This window comes from Pseudomonas sp. NS1(2017), from assembly GCF_002269425.1.
In the GTDB taxonomy this organism is placed as follows: Bacteria; Pseudomonadota; Gammaproteobacteria; order Pseudomonadales; family Pseudomonadaceae; genus Aquipseudomonas; species Aquipseudomonas reactans.
Genome location: NZ_CP022960.1, coordinates 5,068,518 through 5,084,410, shown reverse-complemented (window position 1 = coordinate 5,084,410; position 15,893 = coordinate 5,068,518). Strand labels below are relative to the sequence as shown.

Sequence of the window (15,893 nt, the reverse complement as noted above, 5' to 3'; positions counted from 1 at the left end):
ATGATTACTCAAGGCATGGCGGTACTGATCAACTACAGCACTTACCTGGCACCAGGCTTGGCCTTGTTTGGCCTGTGGTTCGCACTCACGCCCCGGTCGCTGACGGCGCTGCGTATCCTGATTCTGCTGACGGCGTTCGTGCTGATACGCGATGTGATGACGCCCTTGGGCATGTGGTCGCTGGGCAGCGAGGTGCAGCTTGCCTTCACGGCCAATACCTTTGTGTTGGCGGCGCTGGGCGGTTTGTCGGTGCTGTTGATCACATTGCTCATGCGCGTGGCACCTGACCTTTCGCGGTTGATCGTGTGGGTCCGGGGATCACTCGCGTCCGGCGTTACGGTCGGGCTTGCGGTCGGTTGCTTGATCGGCGTGCCGCTGCGGTTCTACCAGGGCATCGAGGCGTGGCAGTTTCCAGGTTATTGGGTATGGCTGCCTGGCATGGTGGTGCTGGCCTACGGCGCCAATGCGTTGGAAGAGGTGCTGTTTCGCGGGTTTTTGCAGGGCTATCTGGAGCAACATGTCACGCCGTTGCGTGCGGCACTGATCAGTGGCGTGGCGTTTGCGGCCTGTCATACGTTCCTGGCACTGAGCGTTACACAACTGGGCTGGCCGGTGTTGCTGTTTACCCTGGCGGAAGGGTTGGCCTGTGCGCTGGTGCGCATGCGCTACGGGGTGTTGGCGGCGACATTGACCCATGGCACGGCAATCCTGTTGATTGCCGTGCCCATGCACTGAGTTAAAGCGCCGGCGTACGCGGCGGAACCAGGCGCTTGCTGCCGGTGGCCTCATACGCCGAAGCAAAGCGCAGCAACGCCGAGTCATCGTAGGCGCGACCGGCAAAGGTCAGGCCCACCGGCATGCCGATATCCGCCATCACGCCCATTGGCACGGTGACGGTTGGCACGCCCAGATGGCGGATGGCGAGGTTGCCGTTGGCGACCCACACGCCGTTGCTCCAAGCGATATCGGCAGAGGCTTCGTTTACATCGGCATCCGCCGGGCCTACGTCAGCCACGGTCGGGAACAACACCGCGTCGAGCCCGAGCGTGTCCATCCAGTCTTCCAGGTCGATGCGGCGGGTTTGTTCCAGACCGCGCAGGCCGTCGGGGACCGTGCTGATCTCGTTCCACGGCGTGATACCGCGTTCGGCCATGCGCACGTATTCGTCCATGCCAGCGGCCAGGTCGTCCTCACGATTGGGCAGGGTGCCGGGGTCGTGGGGGAAGATCTTTGGCCCGTCCACATCCGCCAGGCGGTTGAGCGCCGGGTCGTTGTTGGCGCGCAGGAAATCATCGAAGGCCCAGGCCGACAGTTCCCACAGTTCATCGTGGAGGAACGCCTTGGAGACCAGGCCCCGGGTGAACACGGTGGGTGCGCCAGGGCGGTCGCCTTCGCAGTTGGACACCAGCGGGAAGTCCACGTCGATCACTTCGGCACCGGCCGCAACCAGCGCCTGGCGTGCGTCGTTCCACAGGTCGATCACGCTGGCGCGGGTGTTGATTTTCTGCCCGGTAGGGCCGCCGATGCCTGGCTTTTCACTGGTGCCGGCGTCGGGGTCGGCGTTGATGTACATGCGCGGCACGCCAAAGCGTTTGCCGACGAGGGATTCGGAACTCACGGCCAGTTCAGCGTAGGACGCCGGGCGCACCGAGGCGACGCTCGGGATCGGCACCCACGGCTGCAAACGCCACAGGTCGCCACGGGTGTCCGGGTCTTCGGCCACCACCACATCGAGCACTTCCAACAGGTCGGCCATGGTGCGGGCGTAAGGCACTACCACGTCCATGGTCGGTGTGAGCGGCCAGTTGCCGCGCACCGATATCACGCCACGGGACGGCGTGTAGGCACACAGGCCATTGTTGGACGCCGGGCCGCGTCCGCTGGACCAGGTTTCTTCGGCTACGCCAAACGCGGCAAAACTGGCGGCCGTCGCGGTGCCGGCGCCGTTGGACGAGCCGGAGGCAAACGGCGCCGTCAGGTAGCCGGCGTTATACGGGCTTTCCGCGCGGCCATACACACCTCGCTGCATGCCGCCATTGGCCATCGGCGGCATATTGGTCTTGCCCAGGCAGATGGCGCCGCCGCCGCGCAGGCGCTCGATGGTGAATGCATCGCGCTGGGCAACCAAGTGGGCAAACGCCGGGCTGCCGGAGGCGGCGGTCAGGCCCTTGACCAAGTAGCTGTCTTTGGCGGTGTAAGGAATGCCATCCAATGGCCCCAAGGTTTCGCCTTTGGCCCGGCGTGCATCGGACGCCTCGGCTTCTTTCAGGGCGTCGGGGTTGCGCACTACCACGGCGTTCAAGGCGGTGGCGGTCTGCGGGCCGTCGTAGGCGTCGATCCGCGCCAGGTAGGCCTTGACCAGTTCAACGGCCGTGGTCTGGCCGGATTCAAGCGCAGCGCGCAATTGGGCAATGGAGACTTCGGTAACTTGCATCACGTTTTTTTCGCCGCCTTCAAGTGGGGGTATGGCGGCAGTCTACGGACAGATATTTCACAAAACCAGCGCCGCATACTCCGCATAGGCGCCGCGCATCACCTGCCAGGTGGCCTCGTCCGCAGGAATCAGATGTTCGATCCGCAGGGAAGTAAGGGTGATGTCCTGGGGCATGCCAAACGTGGTGAAGGTGGACAAAAAGCTCAGTTCACCCTGGCGTGAGCGCACGCGGGTCAGTACCAGCGGCGGCATGTGTGCCGGCAGTTCGGTGTTGGCGGGAGTCGGCAGGCTTGCCAGCAGCGCGGCCAGTTCGGGATTGCTCAATGCCTCGCGAGTCGCACGCTGCCAGGCCAGGGTGCGGATCTCCTCGGCATTGATCAGGTGATCGCCCAGTCCGCCGGGTTGCAACAGCGTGGTCAGCAAGTTCACGCCCTCAGTCGCATCCGCCCGGATGCCCACTAATTCAAACAACAGGCCGGTACTGGCATTCGCCGCCAGCACTTCCCACTGGCTTCCCAGCAGGATGGCAGGGGCTGGATTGTTGGCGTGCAGCACATGACTGACGGCCTCGCGGATTGCCGCCATGGCGGGCGAGGCGAGCGGGGTGGCGGCATAACGCGGCGCGTAGCCGGCGGCGAGGAATACGCGGTTGCACTGTTCCAGCGGTGCCTCCAGCGTGGTCAACAGGTTGTGTAACGTGGCGGGACTTGGCTTGGCCCGGCCGGTCTCGATGCAACTGAGGTGGCGCTGGGAAATGCCGGTGATCAGGGCCAGGTCGAGCTGGCTCAGCTTGGCCTGACGGCGCAATTGGCGCAGCTGTTCGCCGGCAGTAGCAGGGTTGTCCATGGCGGAATCATGACCTCCGAGGTCATTGCGAGGGGCCGAACCTTATCACTAACGTGGGGCCTCTATCACTCCAAGGAAGAACCCATGAACAGTCGCTTTATCGCCCTGGCCGGTTTGCTGGGATTCTCGCTCTACACCCTGGCGACGATGCTGACGGCCGAGCAGTCGCTGTTGGCCTTTGGCCGCGAATTGATGTCGCGGCCGGACACCGCGCAGGTGGTGATCGACCTGTATTTGATGGCGGTGCTGGCGTGTGTGTGGATGTACCGGGATGCGCGGCGGCGCGGGCGCTCGGTGGTTTCGCTGCTGCCGTATTTTGTGCTGACGGCGGTGTTTGTGTCGGTGGGGCCGTTGCTCTATCTGGTGGTAAATGGGGGGCGCGATGAGTGATCTTTTGCAGGTTTACGCGCTGTGTGTGCTGGTGCTGTGCCTGAAGATGTTTGCGATTTCCTGTTATCAGGGCTTTTTTCGCCTGAGGCTCAAGGCCTTTACCAACCCGGAGGATGCACGATGCTTCGACCGCGCCACTCATGCGCAGGAACTGCCTCAGGTCGTGAGAGCGGCCAAGGCGTGGAGGAATGACCTGGAGAACATCCCGCTGTTTTTTGTGTTGGGTGGGTTGTGCGTGGCGTTGGAGACTTCCCTGGTTACCACCTCCTGGCTGTTCGGCAGCTTCACCGTGGCGCGGGTGGTGCATACGGTGGCGTATTTGATGGGATGGCAACCCTGGCGCACGCTCGCTTATGGGGTGGGTGTGGTCTGCCTATTTGGTATGGGCTCTGTAGGAGCGAGCTTGCTCGCGAAAAACGTCAACGATAACGCGGGTTGCCTGAATGCACGCGTTGATCTTGCGTTCTTCGCGAGCAAGCTCGCTCCTACAGGGAGGTGTGTTGAGGTTCAAGGATTGAGGAAGGCCTGGTAATTCTCCTGGGTGATCTGCTGGTAAGGAATCGTCAGCTCAGCCGTGTATGGTTCCTTCTTCACCATCTTCACCGCCAGGTCAATCGAACCCACCGCCTGGCCTTTATTGTCCTGGTACACCGTCACCAGCAACTGGCCTTTCTTGACCGCGTCCAACCCCGCTGGGCCGCCATCGCTGCCGGCCACCAGGATGTCCTTGCCCGGCTGCATGCCTGCCTGGCTGATTGCCATGGCCGCGCCGATCGCCATTTCATCGGCATTCGCCGCCACCGCGTCGATTTTGCGCCCGGACACGATCCAGTTGTTCATCAAGTCGATTGCCTTGTTGCGCTGCCACTCGGCGGTCTGCTCCTCGACGATCTTGATGCCGGGAAACTCCTTGAGCACTGTCTTCACCCCCAGCGTGCGGTTGTGCGTGGCGTTGTTGGACAGCAGCCCGAGCATGATCGCCAGGTTGCCCTTGCCGCCCATTTTTTCGGCCAGGTAGCGCATCTGGATTTCACCGGCCTTGACCTCATCCGAGCCCACGTAGCCCACACCCGGTGGCAACTGCTGGGCATCCGGGCGGCGGTTGACGTAGACCAGCGGGGTCTGGGCTTGCTGGGCATTGGCGGTCATTTTTTGCGTGGCCGCCGTGTCCACCGGGTTGACGATAATCGCGTCCATGCCCTGGGCCGTGAAGTTCTGCACCTGGTTGAGCTGGCGCACCACATCGCCCTGGGCGTCTTCGAATTGCAGGGTCACGCCGGGCAGTGCCTTGGCGTGGGCGGCCATGTAGTCACGCATCTGCGCGAGGAAGACATCGTCGACCTGGGCGATGCTCACGCCGATACGGATATCGGCCAGGGCCCAGGGGCTGATTGCCAGGGTAAAGAGTGCTGCAAGGAGTTGCTTCTTCATGGTGGTGCTCCGTTCTTCTTGTTGTTGTTAAAACAGAGGGTTCACGCTTGGCGTTTGGCCCGCATCTGCGCCACGGCAGCGGCAAAGTCCGAGAGCGGCCAGCGTTCGTCGAGGGCTTGCTGCATCAACTGCTGCCCGGTTTGCGGGGCCAGGCCCTTTAAAGGTGGGTCGGTGTCCAGGTTGGTGGGGAAGGAATAGCCGTCGGCGGTACAGGCAATCACCGCCTCCACGGCCTGGGCATCCAACGCGGTGTTATCGAGCAGGGCTGGGTACACCGCAAGCATCATGCGATCGCGGTCGAGGGCTTCCATGGGCTTGCCGAATGCCGAGGAGATTTGCAGCAGGTTGGCCATGCGCTGGCGGTCTGGGGTGCGGTTGGTGCCAGCGGCATGGAACAGCGCCGGGTTGAAGAACAACAGGTCGCCCTTGTTCAGCGGCAGTTGCACGGCGTGTTGCTGGAAGTAGTCGATGAACTCTGGGCGCCGCCACGCCAGATAACCCAGGGTGTATTGCTGGGAAAACGGCAGCAACTGCGTCGGGCCGGTTTCCAGCGGCATGTCCGAGTGCGCCACCGCGCCTTGCAGTGTCAGGTGCTGGGACAGCAGGTGCAGGGGCAGGGGAAAGCGCTCCACCACGTCATTGGTCTGGAACCCCAAGTGGTAATCGCGGTGGGGTTGCTGCGCCTGGCCGCCGGGATGCACCACGTTGACCTGGGCGGTCACCTGATAGCTCGGGCCAAGCCAAGCCTCGGCAATCAAGCCCAGCAGCGGGTTGGCGTAGTACTCGACAAAGGAGGCGGGCGACTCCAGCGCGGCTTTCTGCAACGAATTCCAGATGCGCCCATTGCTGCCGGCTTTGGCGAAGTGGTCGGCGGCCACCCCTTGCGCGGCCTCGTTGTCGAAAATCGCTTCGAACACCTGGCTGTGACGGTCCACCACTTCCAGGTCTTCATAAGCGCTGCGCACCACCATCACCCCAGGCCCGTCACGGAACAGGCGGTGCAGTTCGTTCATCGCGGTCACACGGTCAGCATTGCGCAGGGTCTGGGCCTGATAGATCGGCACATTGTTCAGCACTTGCGCGCACAACGGGTAATCCTCGGGATTGACCTGTTGCGCGCAAAGCTCGCTGAAATCCGCCAGGCGCACGGCCTGTTCAGTCACGAACACCGACATCACACACCTCCCAGCGCCTGGTTGGGTTGCGGGCTGCCGCCGTCGGTGCAACCGACCACGCCTTGTTCCAGGTCGATCACCGAACCGGTCATCATCCCCGACTCGCGGGACAGCAGGAATGCCACGCTACGCGCCACTTCGTCAGGCTTGAGCAGGCGCCCAAACGGTTGTGCGCGTTCGGCCTTCTCCAGCCAGCCATCCTGGGCGCCGTGGTACTGGCGCTGGATGTCATCTTCATGGGGCGTGTCCATCCAGCCGATATTCAAGCCATTCACGCGGATGCGGTTACGCAGCGCGCTGAACGCCACGTTCTTGGTGAGGATCGCTAGCGCGCCCTTGGACGCCGCATAGGCGCTGAGAAAGGATTGCCCGCCATGCCCGGTGACGCTCTGGATATTCACCACCGCACCTTCCACACCGTTGCTGATCATCAGCTTCAGCGCTTCCTGCATCAGGAAGAACGGTGCCCGCACATTCACCGCCATCAGTCGATCAAACAGCTCCGGCGAGGTGTCCAGAATGGTGCCGCGGTCCGACATCCCGGCGCAGTTCACCAGCCCATGCAAGGTGCCGAAGTGGGTGCGCGCCGCGTCGATGATCGCCCGGCAGTCCTCGACGTTTTCCAGGTCGGCCTCGACAAAAAACGCCTGGCAATCCAGCTGTGCCAGCAGCCGTACCTGCTCTTCGCCTTGGGCGCGACGGCGTCCGCAGATGATCAAGCCGGCGGCGCCGCGCTCGGCGAGGGTACGCGCCACCGCTGCACCGAGGCCCTGGGTGCTGCCGGTGACGACAAAATATTGGCCGCTGAACGACGTGGCGAGATCGGTGTTAGGCATGCAGTTCTCCAGGATTTTTTGTTGTTGTTCATCGCCTGGCTCGACGCCGGGCAAAACTGAGACTAGCATTGCGAAACCTCAGTAACGCCCAAAAAAGACCTCAAAAACACCTCAGGCGAAACCCCATGCTCGAACGCGCCAAACACTTCTCCATCAAGCAACTCGCCACCCAGGCCGGGGTGAGCAAGGCCACGGTCGACCGTGTGCTGCACCAGCGCGGCAGCGTGCACGCCCAGACCCGGCGGCGTATCGAGCAGGCGCTGGATGAGTTGGAGTCCCAGGAGAAAAACGGCCTGGCGGTGGGGCGCACCTTCCATGTCGACGTGATCATGCACACGCCCAAGCGCTTCAGCGCAGCGGTGCAGGCGGCGATTACCGCGCAACTGGGCAGCCTGGCGCCGTTCCGGATCGCCCCGCGTTTTCACCTGTTCGAAGAGATCGAGCCCCAGGCCATGCACGACCAGTTGCTGCGCTGCCTGGACACCGGCAGCCAGGGCGTGGTGCTCAAGGCGGCGGATGAGCCGGCGGTAAACCTGGCGGTCAAGCAACTGATCGCGGCGGGTATTCCGGTGGTGACGTTGGTCACGGACCTGCCGCAAAGCGAGCGCATCGGCTACGTCGGCATGGACAACCGCACTGCCGGCCAGACCGCCGCCTATCTGATGTCACGCTGGCTGCCGGCGCAGCCCCAGGATGTGGCGGTGGTGATCGGCAGCGAGCTGTTCCGTGGCGAGGAAGAACGTGAGATGGGCTTTCGTGCCTGGCTGCGCGGGCGTGCCGCGCACTTGCGGGTGCTGGATGTCAGCGGCGGCTATGGGGTTTACGACCGCACCTTTGAGCGGGTGACCGAGGCGCTGCAACAGCATCCCGAATTGAAGGCGGTGTACAGCGTCGGCGGCGGCAACCGCGCGATTGTCGATGCTTTTGCCGCCCAGGATCGGCCGCTGGAGGTCTTTATTGGCCACGACCTCGACGAAGAAAACCGCCAACTGCTGCGCGAAGAGAAAGTCGCGGCGATCATCGATCACAACCTGCAGATCGATGCGCGGCACCTGTTCCTGCACATCTTGCAGTACCACCGGCTATGGAAGGCCGGGCCGATTGCGCCCTCCCAGGTGCAGATCGTCACACCGTTCAACCTGCCGGATTAAGTACTCCCTCAATAACAACATCAGGAGTTCGACCATGCTGAGAATCGCCGTTCTGGGTGCCGGGCGCATCGCCAAGATCCACGCCGCCAACGTCGCTGCCCACCCCCATGCCACGCTGGTGCTGGTGGCTGACCCCTGGCGCGAAGGCGTCGATGCGCTGAGCACACAATTGGGTTGCGAGGCCGCCTACGATTGCGCCGCCGTGCTGACCCGAAAAGACATCGACGCGGTGGTGATCGGTACGCCTACCGACACGCACATCGACTTGCTCCTGGCGGCGGTGGCCACAGGCAAGGCGGTGCTCTGCGAAAAGCCCATCGACCTGGATATCGCCAAGGCCCGCAGCGCCGCCCAGGTCGTGGAGCGCCAAGGCGGCAAGGTGATGCTCGGCTTCAACCGCCGCTTTGACCCCGACATGCTGCGCCTGCGCCAAGCCCTCGATGCCGGGCAGATCGGCGCGGTGCGCCAGGTCATCATCACCAGCCGCGACCCCGGCCTGGCGCCACGTGACTACCTGGCCCACTCCGGCGGCATCCTGCGCGACATGACCATCCACGACTTCGATACCGCCCGCCACCTGCTCGGCGAAGAACCAGTGGAAGTCAGCGCCATCGCCAGCCGTCTGGTGGACCCGAGCCTGGCCGAAATCGACGATTACGATAGCGTAATGGTGCTGCTGCGCACTGCCTCCGGCAAGCAATGCCACATCAACTGCTGCCGCCAGGCGGTGTACGGCTACGACCAGCGCGTGGAAGTGTCCGGCGCCCATGGCGTATTGCTCACCGACAACCACCGCCCGAGCACCTTGCGCCATTGGAGCGCCGAACACACCGAAGCGCTGGAGCCGTTGCAGCATTTTTTCCTGGAGCGCTATGCGGATGCGTATCGCAATGAGCTGACGCAGTTCATCGATGCGCTGAACAGCGGCAAGGCACTGCCCACCAGCATGCGCGATGGGCTGTATGCCTTGCATTTGGCGGACTGTGCGTTGGAGTCGGTGAAGACCGGGCGCAGTGTGGCGGTCAGTTACGACCTCTAGCCGTAGGAACTGGCGCCGGTCCGGTCGACCAGGCGAATGCTGTCGCGCCCGCCACGCTTGGATTCATACAGCGTGGTATCACCTTGCTCGATCAACGCCGTGAGGCTTGGTGGCGGCTGGTCGAACAGGTTGGCACCGATACTCAGGGTCACCGGTGCTGGCGTGGTGAAGGATTGCGAGGCCAGTTGATGAAACTGGTCGCGCAGGCTGCTGCCCAGTTCGACGATCTGTTCGGTGGACGCCGGGTTCAGCAGGATCACGAATTCATCCCCACCCAGGCGTGCGGCCAACGCGCCTTGGGGCACCACGCTGCGAATCATCTCGCTCAAGGCGATCAGCAAACGGTCGCCGGCGGTGTGGCCGTAAAGGTCGTTGACCGACTTGAAATTGTCGATGTCGATCAGCAGCAACGCGCCGGGTTGCGCCGGCGACACCTGGGCCAGCAGGCGCGGTGCGCGCAGGTCGAGCGCGCGACGGTTGTACAGGGCGGTCAATGGGTCGCGGGCGGCGAGGCGGGCGATCTGTTGTTCGCGGCGGTAGCGTTCGGAGCCGGTCATCGACAGTGCAATCAGCATGATCGCCATGGCGCCTTCCACCAAGGAAATCTGGATGATCTCACCCTTGAAGGCGGCGAGGTCGATCAAGGTGCCGGGGATCAGCACCGACAGCGCCTTGGCCACATAGAACGCGCCATGGATCAACAGCACATAACGCAACTGCACCGCGCCGATGCTCAGGGATTTGCCATGGGGCCGCAGCAAAAAGCTGGCGCGCAGGGTTGGCAACGCCACCAGCAGCGACTGCACCGCCAGCATGGCTTTGGACCAGGAAGGGTCGGCCGGCAGCATCAACATACCCAGCCAGACCACCAGCATCAGCAGCCACAGCAGCGACAGCCGCGTTTGGGTGAACCGCGCCACGCCCAGCAAAAACAGGAAGTGTGCGGTGACCAGCAAGCCGTTGGCGAACCAGATGCCAATCGTCAGGTAACCATTGAGGCGCAGCAGGGCCAGGGTGGAACCGACGGTGATGGTGGCGAAACCGGCGCTCCAGCACAGCAGCGAAGGTTCGCGCACGCTGCGCCATTCAACGGCCAGGTACAGGGCGGCAGCGGCTGCCAGGGCAACGGTGAGTGCCAAAATCGTAGGAGGGTCGAGCGTCATGTCTTGCCGGGTCTGCCTGGTGTGCGTTTAGAACCGGGATTGTAAGCGCACACGCAGGTTTTTCAGAGCATTCCGTGTGATGGCACACGGCCAGGCGATGATCGGCAGGTCAGGCGCCCTTGGTCGAGGGCAGTAAGATCGTCAGGATGCCCACCAGCGGCAGGAACGAACACAGCTTGTAGACGTACTCGATACCGTGGGTATCCGCGAGCAAACCGAGCAACGCTGCGCCAATCCCGCTGAACCCGAACATCAGGCCGAAGAAGATCCCGGCGATCATGCCCACGTTACCCGGCACCAGTTCCTGGGCGTACACCACGATGGCCGAGAAGGCCGACGCGATGATGAACCCGATCACCACGCTCAACACTGCTGTCCAGAACAGGTCGACGTAGGGCAGGGCCAGGGTGAACGGCGCGGCACCCAGGATGGAGAACCAGATGACTTTCTTGCGCCCGATCTTGTCGCCGATCGGACCACCCGCGAAGGTGCCGACGGCCACGGCGCCGAGGAACAGGAACAGGTACATCTGCGAGCTTGCGACCGACAACTGGAACTTCTCGATCAGGTAGAACGTGAAGTAGCTGGTCAGGCTGGTCATGTACCAGTATTTGGAGAACACCAGCACGGCCAGCACCACCAGGGCAAAAGTCACGCGGCCTTTGGACAAACCGTGGGTGGCTTTGCCGCCTTGCTTGAGCTTGAACAGGTTGAGGTGGTGGCGATACCAGCGGCTCAGACCGTAGAGCACCAGGATGGCGAACACGGCAAACAGCCCAAACCAGGCGATATGACTCTGGCCGTAAGGAATGATGATTGCGGCCGCCAGCAAGGGGCCGAAAGCGCTACCGGTGTTGCCGCCGACCTGGAAGGTCGATTGCGCCAGGCCGTAGCGACCGCCCGAAGCCAAGCGAGCGACGCGGGAGGTTTCCGGGTGGAAGGTCGATGAGCCGACGCCCACCAGGCCCGCCGCCAGCAGGATTGCCGGGAAGGTGCCGACAAACGCCAGCATCAGAATGCCGATCAAGGTGCAGACCATGCCCGCCGGCAACAGCCACGGCTTGGGATGACGGTCGGTGTGATAGCCGATCCACGGTTGCAGCAGGGATGCAGTCAGCTGGAACGTCAGGGTGATCAGGCCCACCTGGGTGAACGATAGGCCGTAGTTGGCCTTGAGCATCGGGTAGATCGACGGCAGCACAGCCTGGATCAGGTCATTGATCAAATGCGCCAGGGCGCAGGCGCCGAGGACGCGCATGACCAAAGGGCTGGCTTGGGGTGTCGTGGTAGCAGCGGCGGGTGACGCGGTGAGGGTCGACATGCAGGCATTCCATACAAGGCAGCTAATCAGAGGCGGCAACTTCTTAAGGTCGCCATCCATTACAAAATGATTCGGCGTTCATGCTAGATTCGTCAGGAATGCCTGTCTCGCGTAATTCGGGCGACAACCATCGCAAAAAGGGCGAAATGATCAAACCACTGAACGAATTCCTCCAGGAAATCAACGAAGGCGCCTGGGCGGTCATCAGTTCCGCCACGGATTACCCGGAAAATTGGGTGATCCCCGACCACAGCCACGAAAAGCACCAACTGCTCTACGCCATCGAAGGCGTGATGGTGGTGTACTCGGCGCTCAACCAATGGACGGTGCCGCCCAATCGCGGGATCTGGATGCCCGCCGGGCAGGTGCATTCCCTGCGGTGCGTGGGCACCCTGAAAATGCGCAGCGTGTTTGTGCGCCCGGATCGCTTCCCGAACATGCCGGGCGAGCCGAAGACGGTGAGCATTTCGCCGTTGTTGAGTGAGTTGATCAAGGCCTCGGTGAGCCTGAAACCGCCCTACGCCGAGGACTCGCGGGATGCGCGGATCATGCACCTGATCCTCGACGAACTGGCCATCCTGCCGGCCTTGCCACTTTCTTTACCGCAGCCTGCCGACCCGCGCTTGCAGCGCATCTGCCTCGCGTTGCAGGAAGAACCCGGCGACGCCTCCACGGTGGCGCACTGGAGCGAGCGCTTGAACCTGGACCAGAAAACCATCCAGCGCCTGTTTCGCAAGGAAACCGGCATGACCTTCGGCCAGTGGCGCCAGCAGGCACGGCTGCTGCTGGCCTTGGAGAGGATTGCGGTGGGGGAGAAGGTGATCGATATCGCCCTGGAGCTGGGTTATGAAAGCCCGAGCGCCTTTACCAGCATGTTCAAGAAACAGTTTGGCAAGACGCCGAGTCATTTTTTCAGATAGCGCCGTGCGTGGCAGGGGTGTGCAGGCCCAGCAGGTCGTTGAAGCCATCGACGTCCAGCGGTGGGCTGAGGAAATAGCCCTGGCCCTCTTCACACGCCACGCTCTTGAGCAATGCAAGGTGCTCGGCGGTTTCGATGCCTTCGGCGGTCACCGTCAGGGCCAATGCCCGGCCCAGGCCGACAATCGCCTGGATGATCGCCTTGTCGTCAGCGCTTTCTTCCAGGCGGGTCAGGAAGCTGCGGTCGATCTTCAAGCCATCGAAGGGGAACGCCCGCAGGTAGCTCAACGAGGAATAGCCGGTGCCGAAGTCATCCATGGCGATGCGCAGGCCCAAGTGCTTGAGCGTGTGCATGACCTCAAGTGCCCCGCTGGTATCATCGAGCATGACGCTTTCGGTGATTTCCAGTTCCACCCGGGCCGGGTCGATACCGGAGCTCGTCAACGCCTGGCGTGTGCGCTCCACCAGGTTGCCGCGTTTGAACTCGGAGGGTGACAGGTTCACCGATACAAACAGATGCTCCGGCCATTGGGCGGCACGCGTGCAGGCGGTTTCGAGTACCCAGTCGCTCAAGGCCAGAATCAGCCCGGACTCCTCGGCAATCGGGATAAAGGTGTCTGGCGCGATCAACCCACGCACCGGATGCTGCCAGCGCACCAGGGCTTCGGCGCCAACCATCTGCCCGTCGGCGATGCGATAGCGCGGCTGGAAATGCAAGCGCAGCTCGCCGTGCTTGATCCCATAGCGCAGGTCGCTCTCCAGGCGTCGACGTTCGATGATCCGTGCGTTCATGTCGCCGGAGTAGAAGCGCCAGGTATTGCGGCCCGCAGCCTTGGCCTCGTACAGGGCAATGTCAGCGTAGCGCAGCAGCTCCGCGGCCTCGTGGGCATCGTTGGGGGCGATGGCGATACCGATGCTGGCGCTGACAAACACCTCTTGTTCGTCGATTCTGATGGTGCGCTCGATGGATTCGATCAGTCGCTTGCACAGGGCTTCGACTTCATCCTGCGTGCCGGCATCGGTCAGGATCAGAACAAATTCATCACCGCCGATACGCGCGACCAGGTCGCCATGGCGTACGCAGTCGGCCAATCGGGACGACACTTCGTTGAGCACCCGATCACCGGCAGCGTGCCCGAGCAGGTCATTGACCGGCTTGAAGCGATCGAGGTCCAGGCTGAGCATCACCAGCGGCTGCTCTGAGGTAGGCATGGCCTTGAACTTGCCTTCCAGGAACGCTTGCAGGCGTGTGCGATTGGGCAGCCCGGTCAGGGCGTCGTGTTGGGACAAGAACTCGATGCGTCGACGGGCTTCGACCTCTTCCGTCACATCGGTGGCGGTGCCGCGAAACCCGCCACAGGGCATCTGCCGCGCGGACAGCCGCGTGCTGCGCTCCAACCCCAGCGCATCGACGTAACGACACTGCACGCTGATGTCCGGGCGACGTCCGGGTGTGCTCAGCCACTGGGACAGCTGGCCGCTTTCGGTCTCCAGCAAGTCGTTTATCGCGGCGCCGATCCAGGCGTTGCGTACCAGCCCGGTGACGCCTTCAAAGCGTTCCGACAGGTAGGTGAAGCGCCAGTCGGCGTCGATTTCCCAGACCCAATCGGAACTGGCCTCGACCACATCGCGAAAGCGGGCTTCGCTGGTGGCTAGGGCCCTCTGGCTGTTCTGCAGCGACGTATGGCTGGCATCCAGGGCCAACGCGGCGGCGGTGGTGCGGCGCGAAATGACCCAGGTCATCAAGCACACCAGCAATGCCGCCAGACCCAGCAGGGGCAGGCCGACCCCCATCAAACGCAAGCCTGGGCGGGCCGGTTCCCAGTGCAGGCTGCCCGCTGCGCCATTGTCGCCGAGGGGGAAGAGCAAGGTCTTGCCGATTTCATCGGGGGTGGCAATGTGCAGTTTGTCCACGCCGAACTCATCGCCGATCACCGCCAGTTTGGCGCTGTCGAGGATGTCGACGAAGATCAGCACCGATGCCGGTCGGCCGTCGGGCAACACCGTGGGGTCGGTACCGGGGGTGATGGCGGCGGCGGCCACCAGTGCAGGGCTGGCACGTACGTTGATAAAGGCCGTGGTGGGCGTTTCATCCTCGGCGCCCGCGCGAGCCTGCTCGAGAATCTCGGTGATGGGCCCGCCGAGCCACTGGGTGAGTTCGACGCTCTGCAACTGGCCGTCCACCACGGCATAGACCGTGCGGTTGGCGTCGTCGACCACAAACAGGCCTTGAAAGCCAAAGTCATCGAACAAGGTGGCGCCGATATTGCCACGGGCAAAGGCCCAATCGGTGTCGACCGTCATATGCAAATGTTTGTAGGCGTCGCTCCAGAAGGCGTAGTCCTTGACCGTTACGCGCAAGGATTTTTCCAGCGACTGCACGGCTTTACGGGTATAGAACGCACTTTCAACCTGCTCGGAGCGGTCCAGTTCATGGGCGAGGTAGACCAGAGAATAGGCCGCGGCGGCAAACACCACGGCCAGCAAGGCCATGAAGCGCAGAAGCGAGGTGCGCGCCAGGGAGAGGCTGGTGCGATCGGAGAGCGAGCGGACGATGGGAGCGAGAGTATTCGGCATTGTTTCCCGCAGGGCGTCACTGCAAGTCAGGGGTATCTCGTGTTATCGGCCGCGCGGGTCAGAAAATGAGGGCTTATGTATCGCCGGTCGTCGTCAAGTTTGCATAGAAAATACAGCCGATCAGCCGTGCAAACAGGCTCAGGGTTTCCGGCAGGTTGGGGTCGTCGAACAGCATTGCCCGTGAGTCCAGCGCGCACAGCGCACCGTACAAACGCCCGTCAGGCAGGAAGATTGGCGCACCGGCGTAGCTTTCGATCTCGTATTGCTTGACCACTGGGCGCGTGGCAAAACGGCCGTTCTTGCTGATCTCGGGAATGAACAGCGCCTGGGGGTTGATGCAGAACTCGCTGCACAGGGTGGTTTCCAGGTCGAGTACATCGTGGACGTTGATGCCCATTTGCAGCGGGTCGTAGACCGAGCACACCACCCATTCCAGGTCGGTGAACTTGGCGATACCTGCGAAGCGCATGCCGGTGAGGCGGGTGACCAGGTGCAGGATGCTGGTGGTGGCTTCGATTTCGGCGATGGCAGCGCGCTCATCTGCGCTGAGTAACGAGGCTGCGGTGACGCTTGGAACCATGCGTGAACACTCCTATGGCGTGGCGGCGTTGG

14 protein-coding genes and 1 pseudogene are annotated in these 15,893 nt (G+C 62.8%); 6 read left to right on the top strand and 9 right to left on the bottom strand.

Features of this window, described 5'->3' with window-relative positions; all coding sequences use genetic code 11:
• Window positions 1-735 carry a CPBP family intramembrane glutamic endopeptidase gene (locus CI807_RS23690; RefSeq protein ID WP_095016468.1) on the top strand — a complete coding sequence of 245 codons (735 nt, stop codon included), beginning with the start codon at window positions 1-3 and terminating at the stop codon, window positions 733-735.
• Between the two features lies 1 nt (window position 736).
• Here the strand turns inward: CI807_RS23690 and CI807_RS23685 are convergent, their stop codons facing one another.
• Together CI807_RS23685 and CI807_RS23680 are read right to left on the bottom strand one after the other, a co-directional pair.
• Entirely contained in the window at window positions 737-2,437 is a 1,701-nt protein-coding gene (locus tag CI807_RS23685) for an amidase (RefSeq protein WP_177409600.1), read from the bottom strand.
• Between the two features lie 54 nt (window positions 2,438-2,491).
• A complete protein-coding gene (locus CI807_RS23680) occupies window positions 2,492-3,280 on the bottom strand; it encodes a helix-turn-helix domain-containing protein (RefSeq protein WP_095016466.1) in 789 nt (262 codons plus the stop codon).
• Window positions 3,281-3,364: 84 nt separating this feature from the next.
• Here CI807_RS23680 and CI807_RS23675 point away from each other — a divergent pair, with 84 nt between their 5' ends.
• Window positions 3,365-3,670, top strand: coding sequence for a DUF2834 domain-containing protein (locus CI807_RS23675; protein WP_095016465.1), 306 nt, complete (start codon window positions 3,365-3,367; stop codon window positions 3,668-3,670).
• Window positions 3,663-4,064, top strand: a pseudogene (locus CI807_RS23670) (MAPEG family protein); the annotation flags it as partial. The gene CI807_RS23675 and the pseudogene CI807_RS23670, both read left to right, overlap by 8 nt.
• A gap of 113 nt (window positions 4,065-4,177) precedes the next feature.
• Here CI807_RS23670 and CI807_RS23665 read toward each other — a convergent pair.
• From CI807_RS23665 to CI807_RS23655, 3 genes are read right to left on the bottom strand one after another with little or no spacing between them, the layout of a single operon-like run.
• The gene (locus CI807_RS23665) at window positions 4,178-5,101 is read right to left on the bottom strand and encodes a sugar ABC transporter substrate-binding protein (protein ID WP_095016464.1); all 924 of its coding nucleotides are present in this window, start codon (window positions 5,099-5,101) and stop codon (window positions 4,178-4,180) included.
• A 41-nt stretch (window positions 5,102-5,142) separates the two neighbouring features.
• Window positions 5,143-6,276: a phytanoyl-CoA dioxygenase family protein gene (locus tag CI807_RS23660; RefSeq protein WP_095016463.1), complete on the bottom strand. Its 1,134-nt coding sequence runs from the start codon at window positions 6,274-6,276 to the stop codon at window positions 5,143-5,145.
• Window positions 6,276-7,112, bottom strand: a complete 837-nt coding sequence (locus tag CI807_RS23655; RefSeq protein ID WP_095016462.1) for an SDR family oxidoreductase — start codon at window positions 7,110-7,112, stop codon at window positions 6,276-6,278. Before CI807_RS23655 ends, CI807_RS23660 begins: the two co-directional genes overlap by 1 nt.
• A gap of 125 nt (window positions 7,113-7,237) precedes the next feature.
• Between CI807_RS23655 and CI807_RS23650 the strand changes: the two genes are divergently transcribed.
• Both CI807_RS23650 and iolG read left to right on the top strand, forming a co-directional pair.
• A complete protein-coding gene (locus tag CI807_RS23650; protein ID WP_095016461.1) occupies window positions 7,238-8,263 on the top strand; it encodes a LacI family DNA-binding transcriptional regulator in 1,026 nt (341 codons plus the stop codon).
• Window positions 8,264-8,297: 34 nt separating this feature from the next.
• Window positions 8,298-9,302 carry an inositol 2-dehydrogenase gene (iolG, locus tag CI807_RS23645; protein WP_095016460.1) on the top strand — a complete coding sequence of 335 codons (1,005 nt, stop codon included), beginning with the start codon at window positions 8,298-8,300 and terminating at the stop codon, window positions 9,300-9,302.
• On the opposite strand, the gene CI807_RS23640 is transcribed toward iolG, so the two are convergent.
• Both CI807_RS23640 and CI807_RS23635 read right to left on the bottom strand, forming a co-directional pair.
• Window positions 9,299-10,465: a GGDEF domain-containing protein gene (locus CI807_RS23640; RefSeq protein ID WP_095016459.1), complete on the bottom strand. Its 1,167-nt coding sequence runs from the start codon at window positions 10,463-10,465 to the stop codon at window positions 9,299-9,301. The two genes, iolG and CI807_RS23640, sit on opposite strands and share 4 nt — an antisense overlap.
• Window positions 10,466-10,574: 109 nt before the next feature.
• A complete protein-coding gene (locus tag CI807_RS23635) occupies window positions 10,575-11,786 on the bottom strand; it encodes an MFS transporter (protein ID WP_016979981.1) in 1,212 nt (403 codons plus the stop codon).
• Window positions 11,787-11,884: 98 nt separating this feature from the next.
• On the opposite strand from CI807_RS23635, the gene CI807_RS23630 reads away from it, so the two are divergent.
• On the top strand, window positions 11,885-12,706 hold the full coding sequence (locus tag CI807_RS23630) for a helix-turn-helix domain-containing protein (protein WP_078048688.1): 822 nt from the start codon (window positions 11,885-11,887) through the stop codon (window positions 12,704-12,706).
• On the opposite strand, the gene CI807_RS23625 is transcribed toward CI807_RS23630, so the two are convergent.
• Complete coding sequence (locus CI807_RS23625; RefSeq protein ID WP_095016458.1) at window positions 12,699-15,281, bottom strand: EAL domain-containing protein; 2,583 nt, start codon at window positions 15,279-15,281, stop codon at window positions 12,699-12,701. The two genes, CI807_RS23630 and CI807_RS23625, sit on opposite strands and share 8 nt — an antisense overlap.
• Window positions 15,282-15,354: 73 nt before the next feature.
• The gene (locus CI807_RS23620) at window positions 15,355-15,861 is read right to left on the bottom strand and encodes a GAF domain-containing protein (RefSeq protein ID WP_095016457.1); all 507 of its coding nucleotides are present in this window, start codon (window positions 15,859-15,861) and stop codon (window positions 15,355-15,357) included.
• Window positions 15,862-15,893 lie beyond the last annotated feature (32 nt).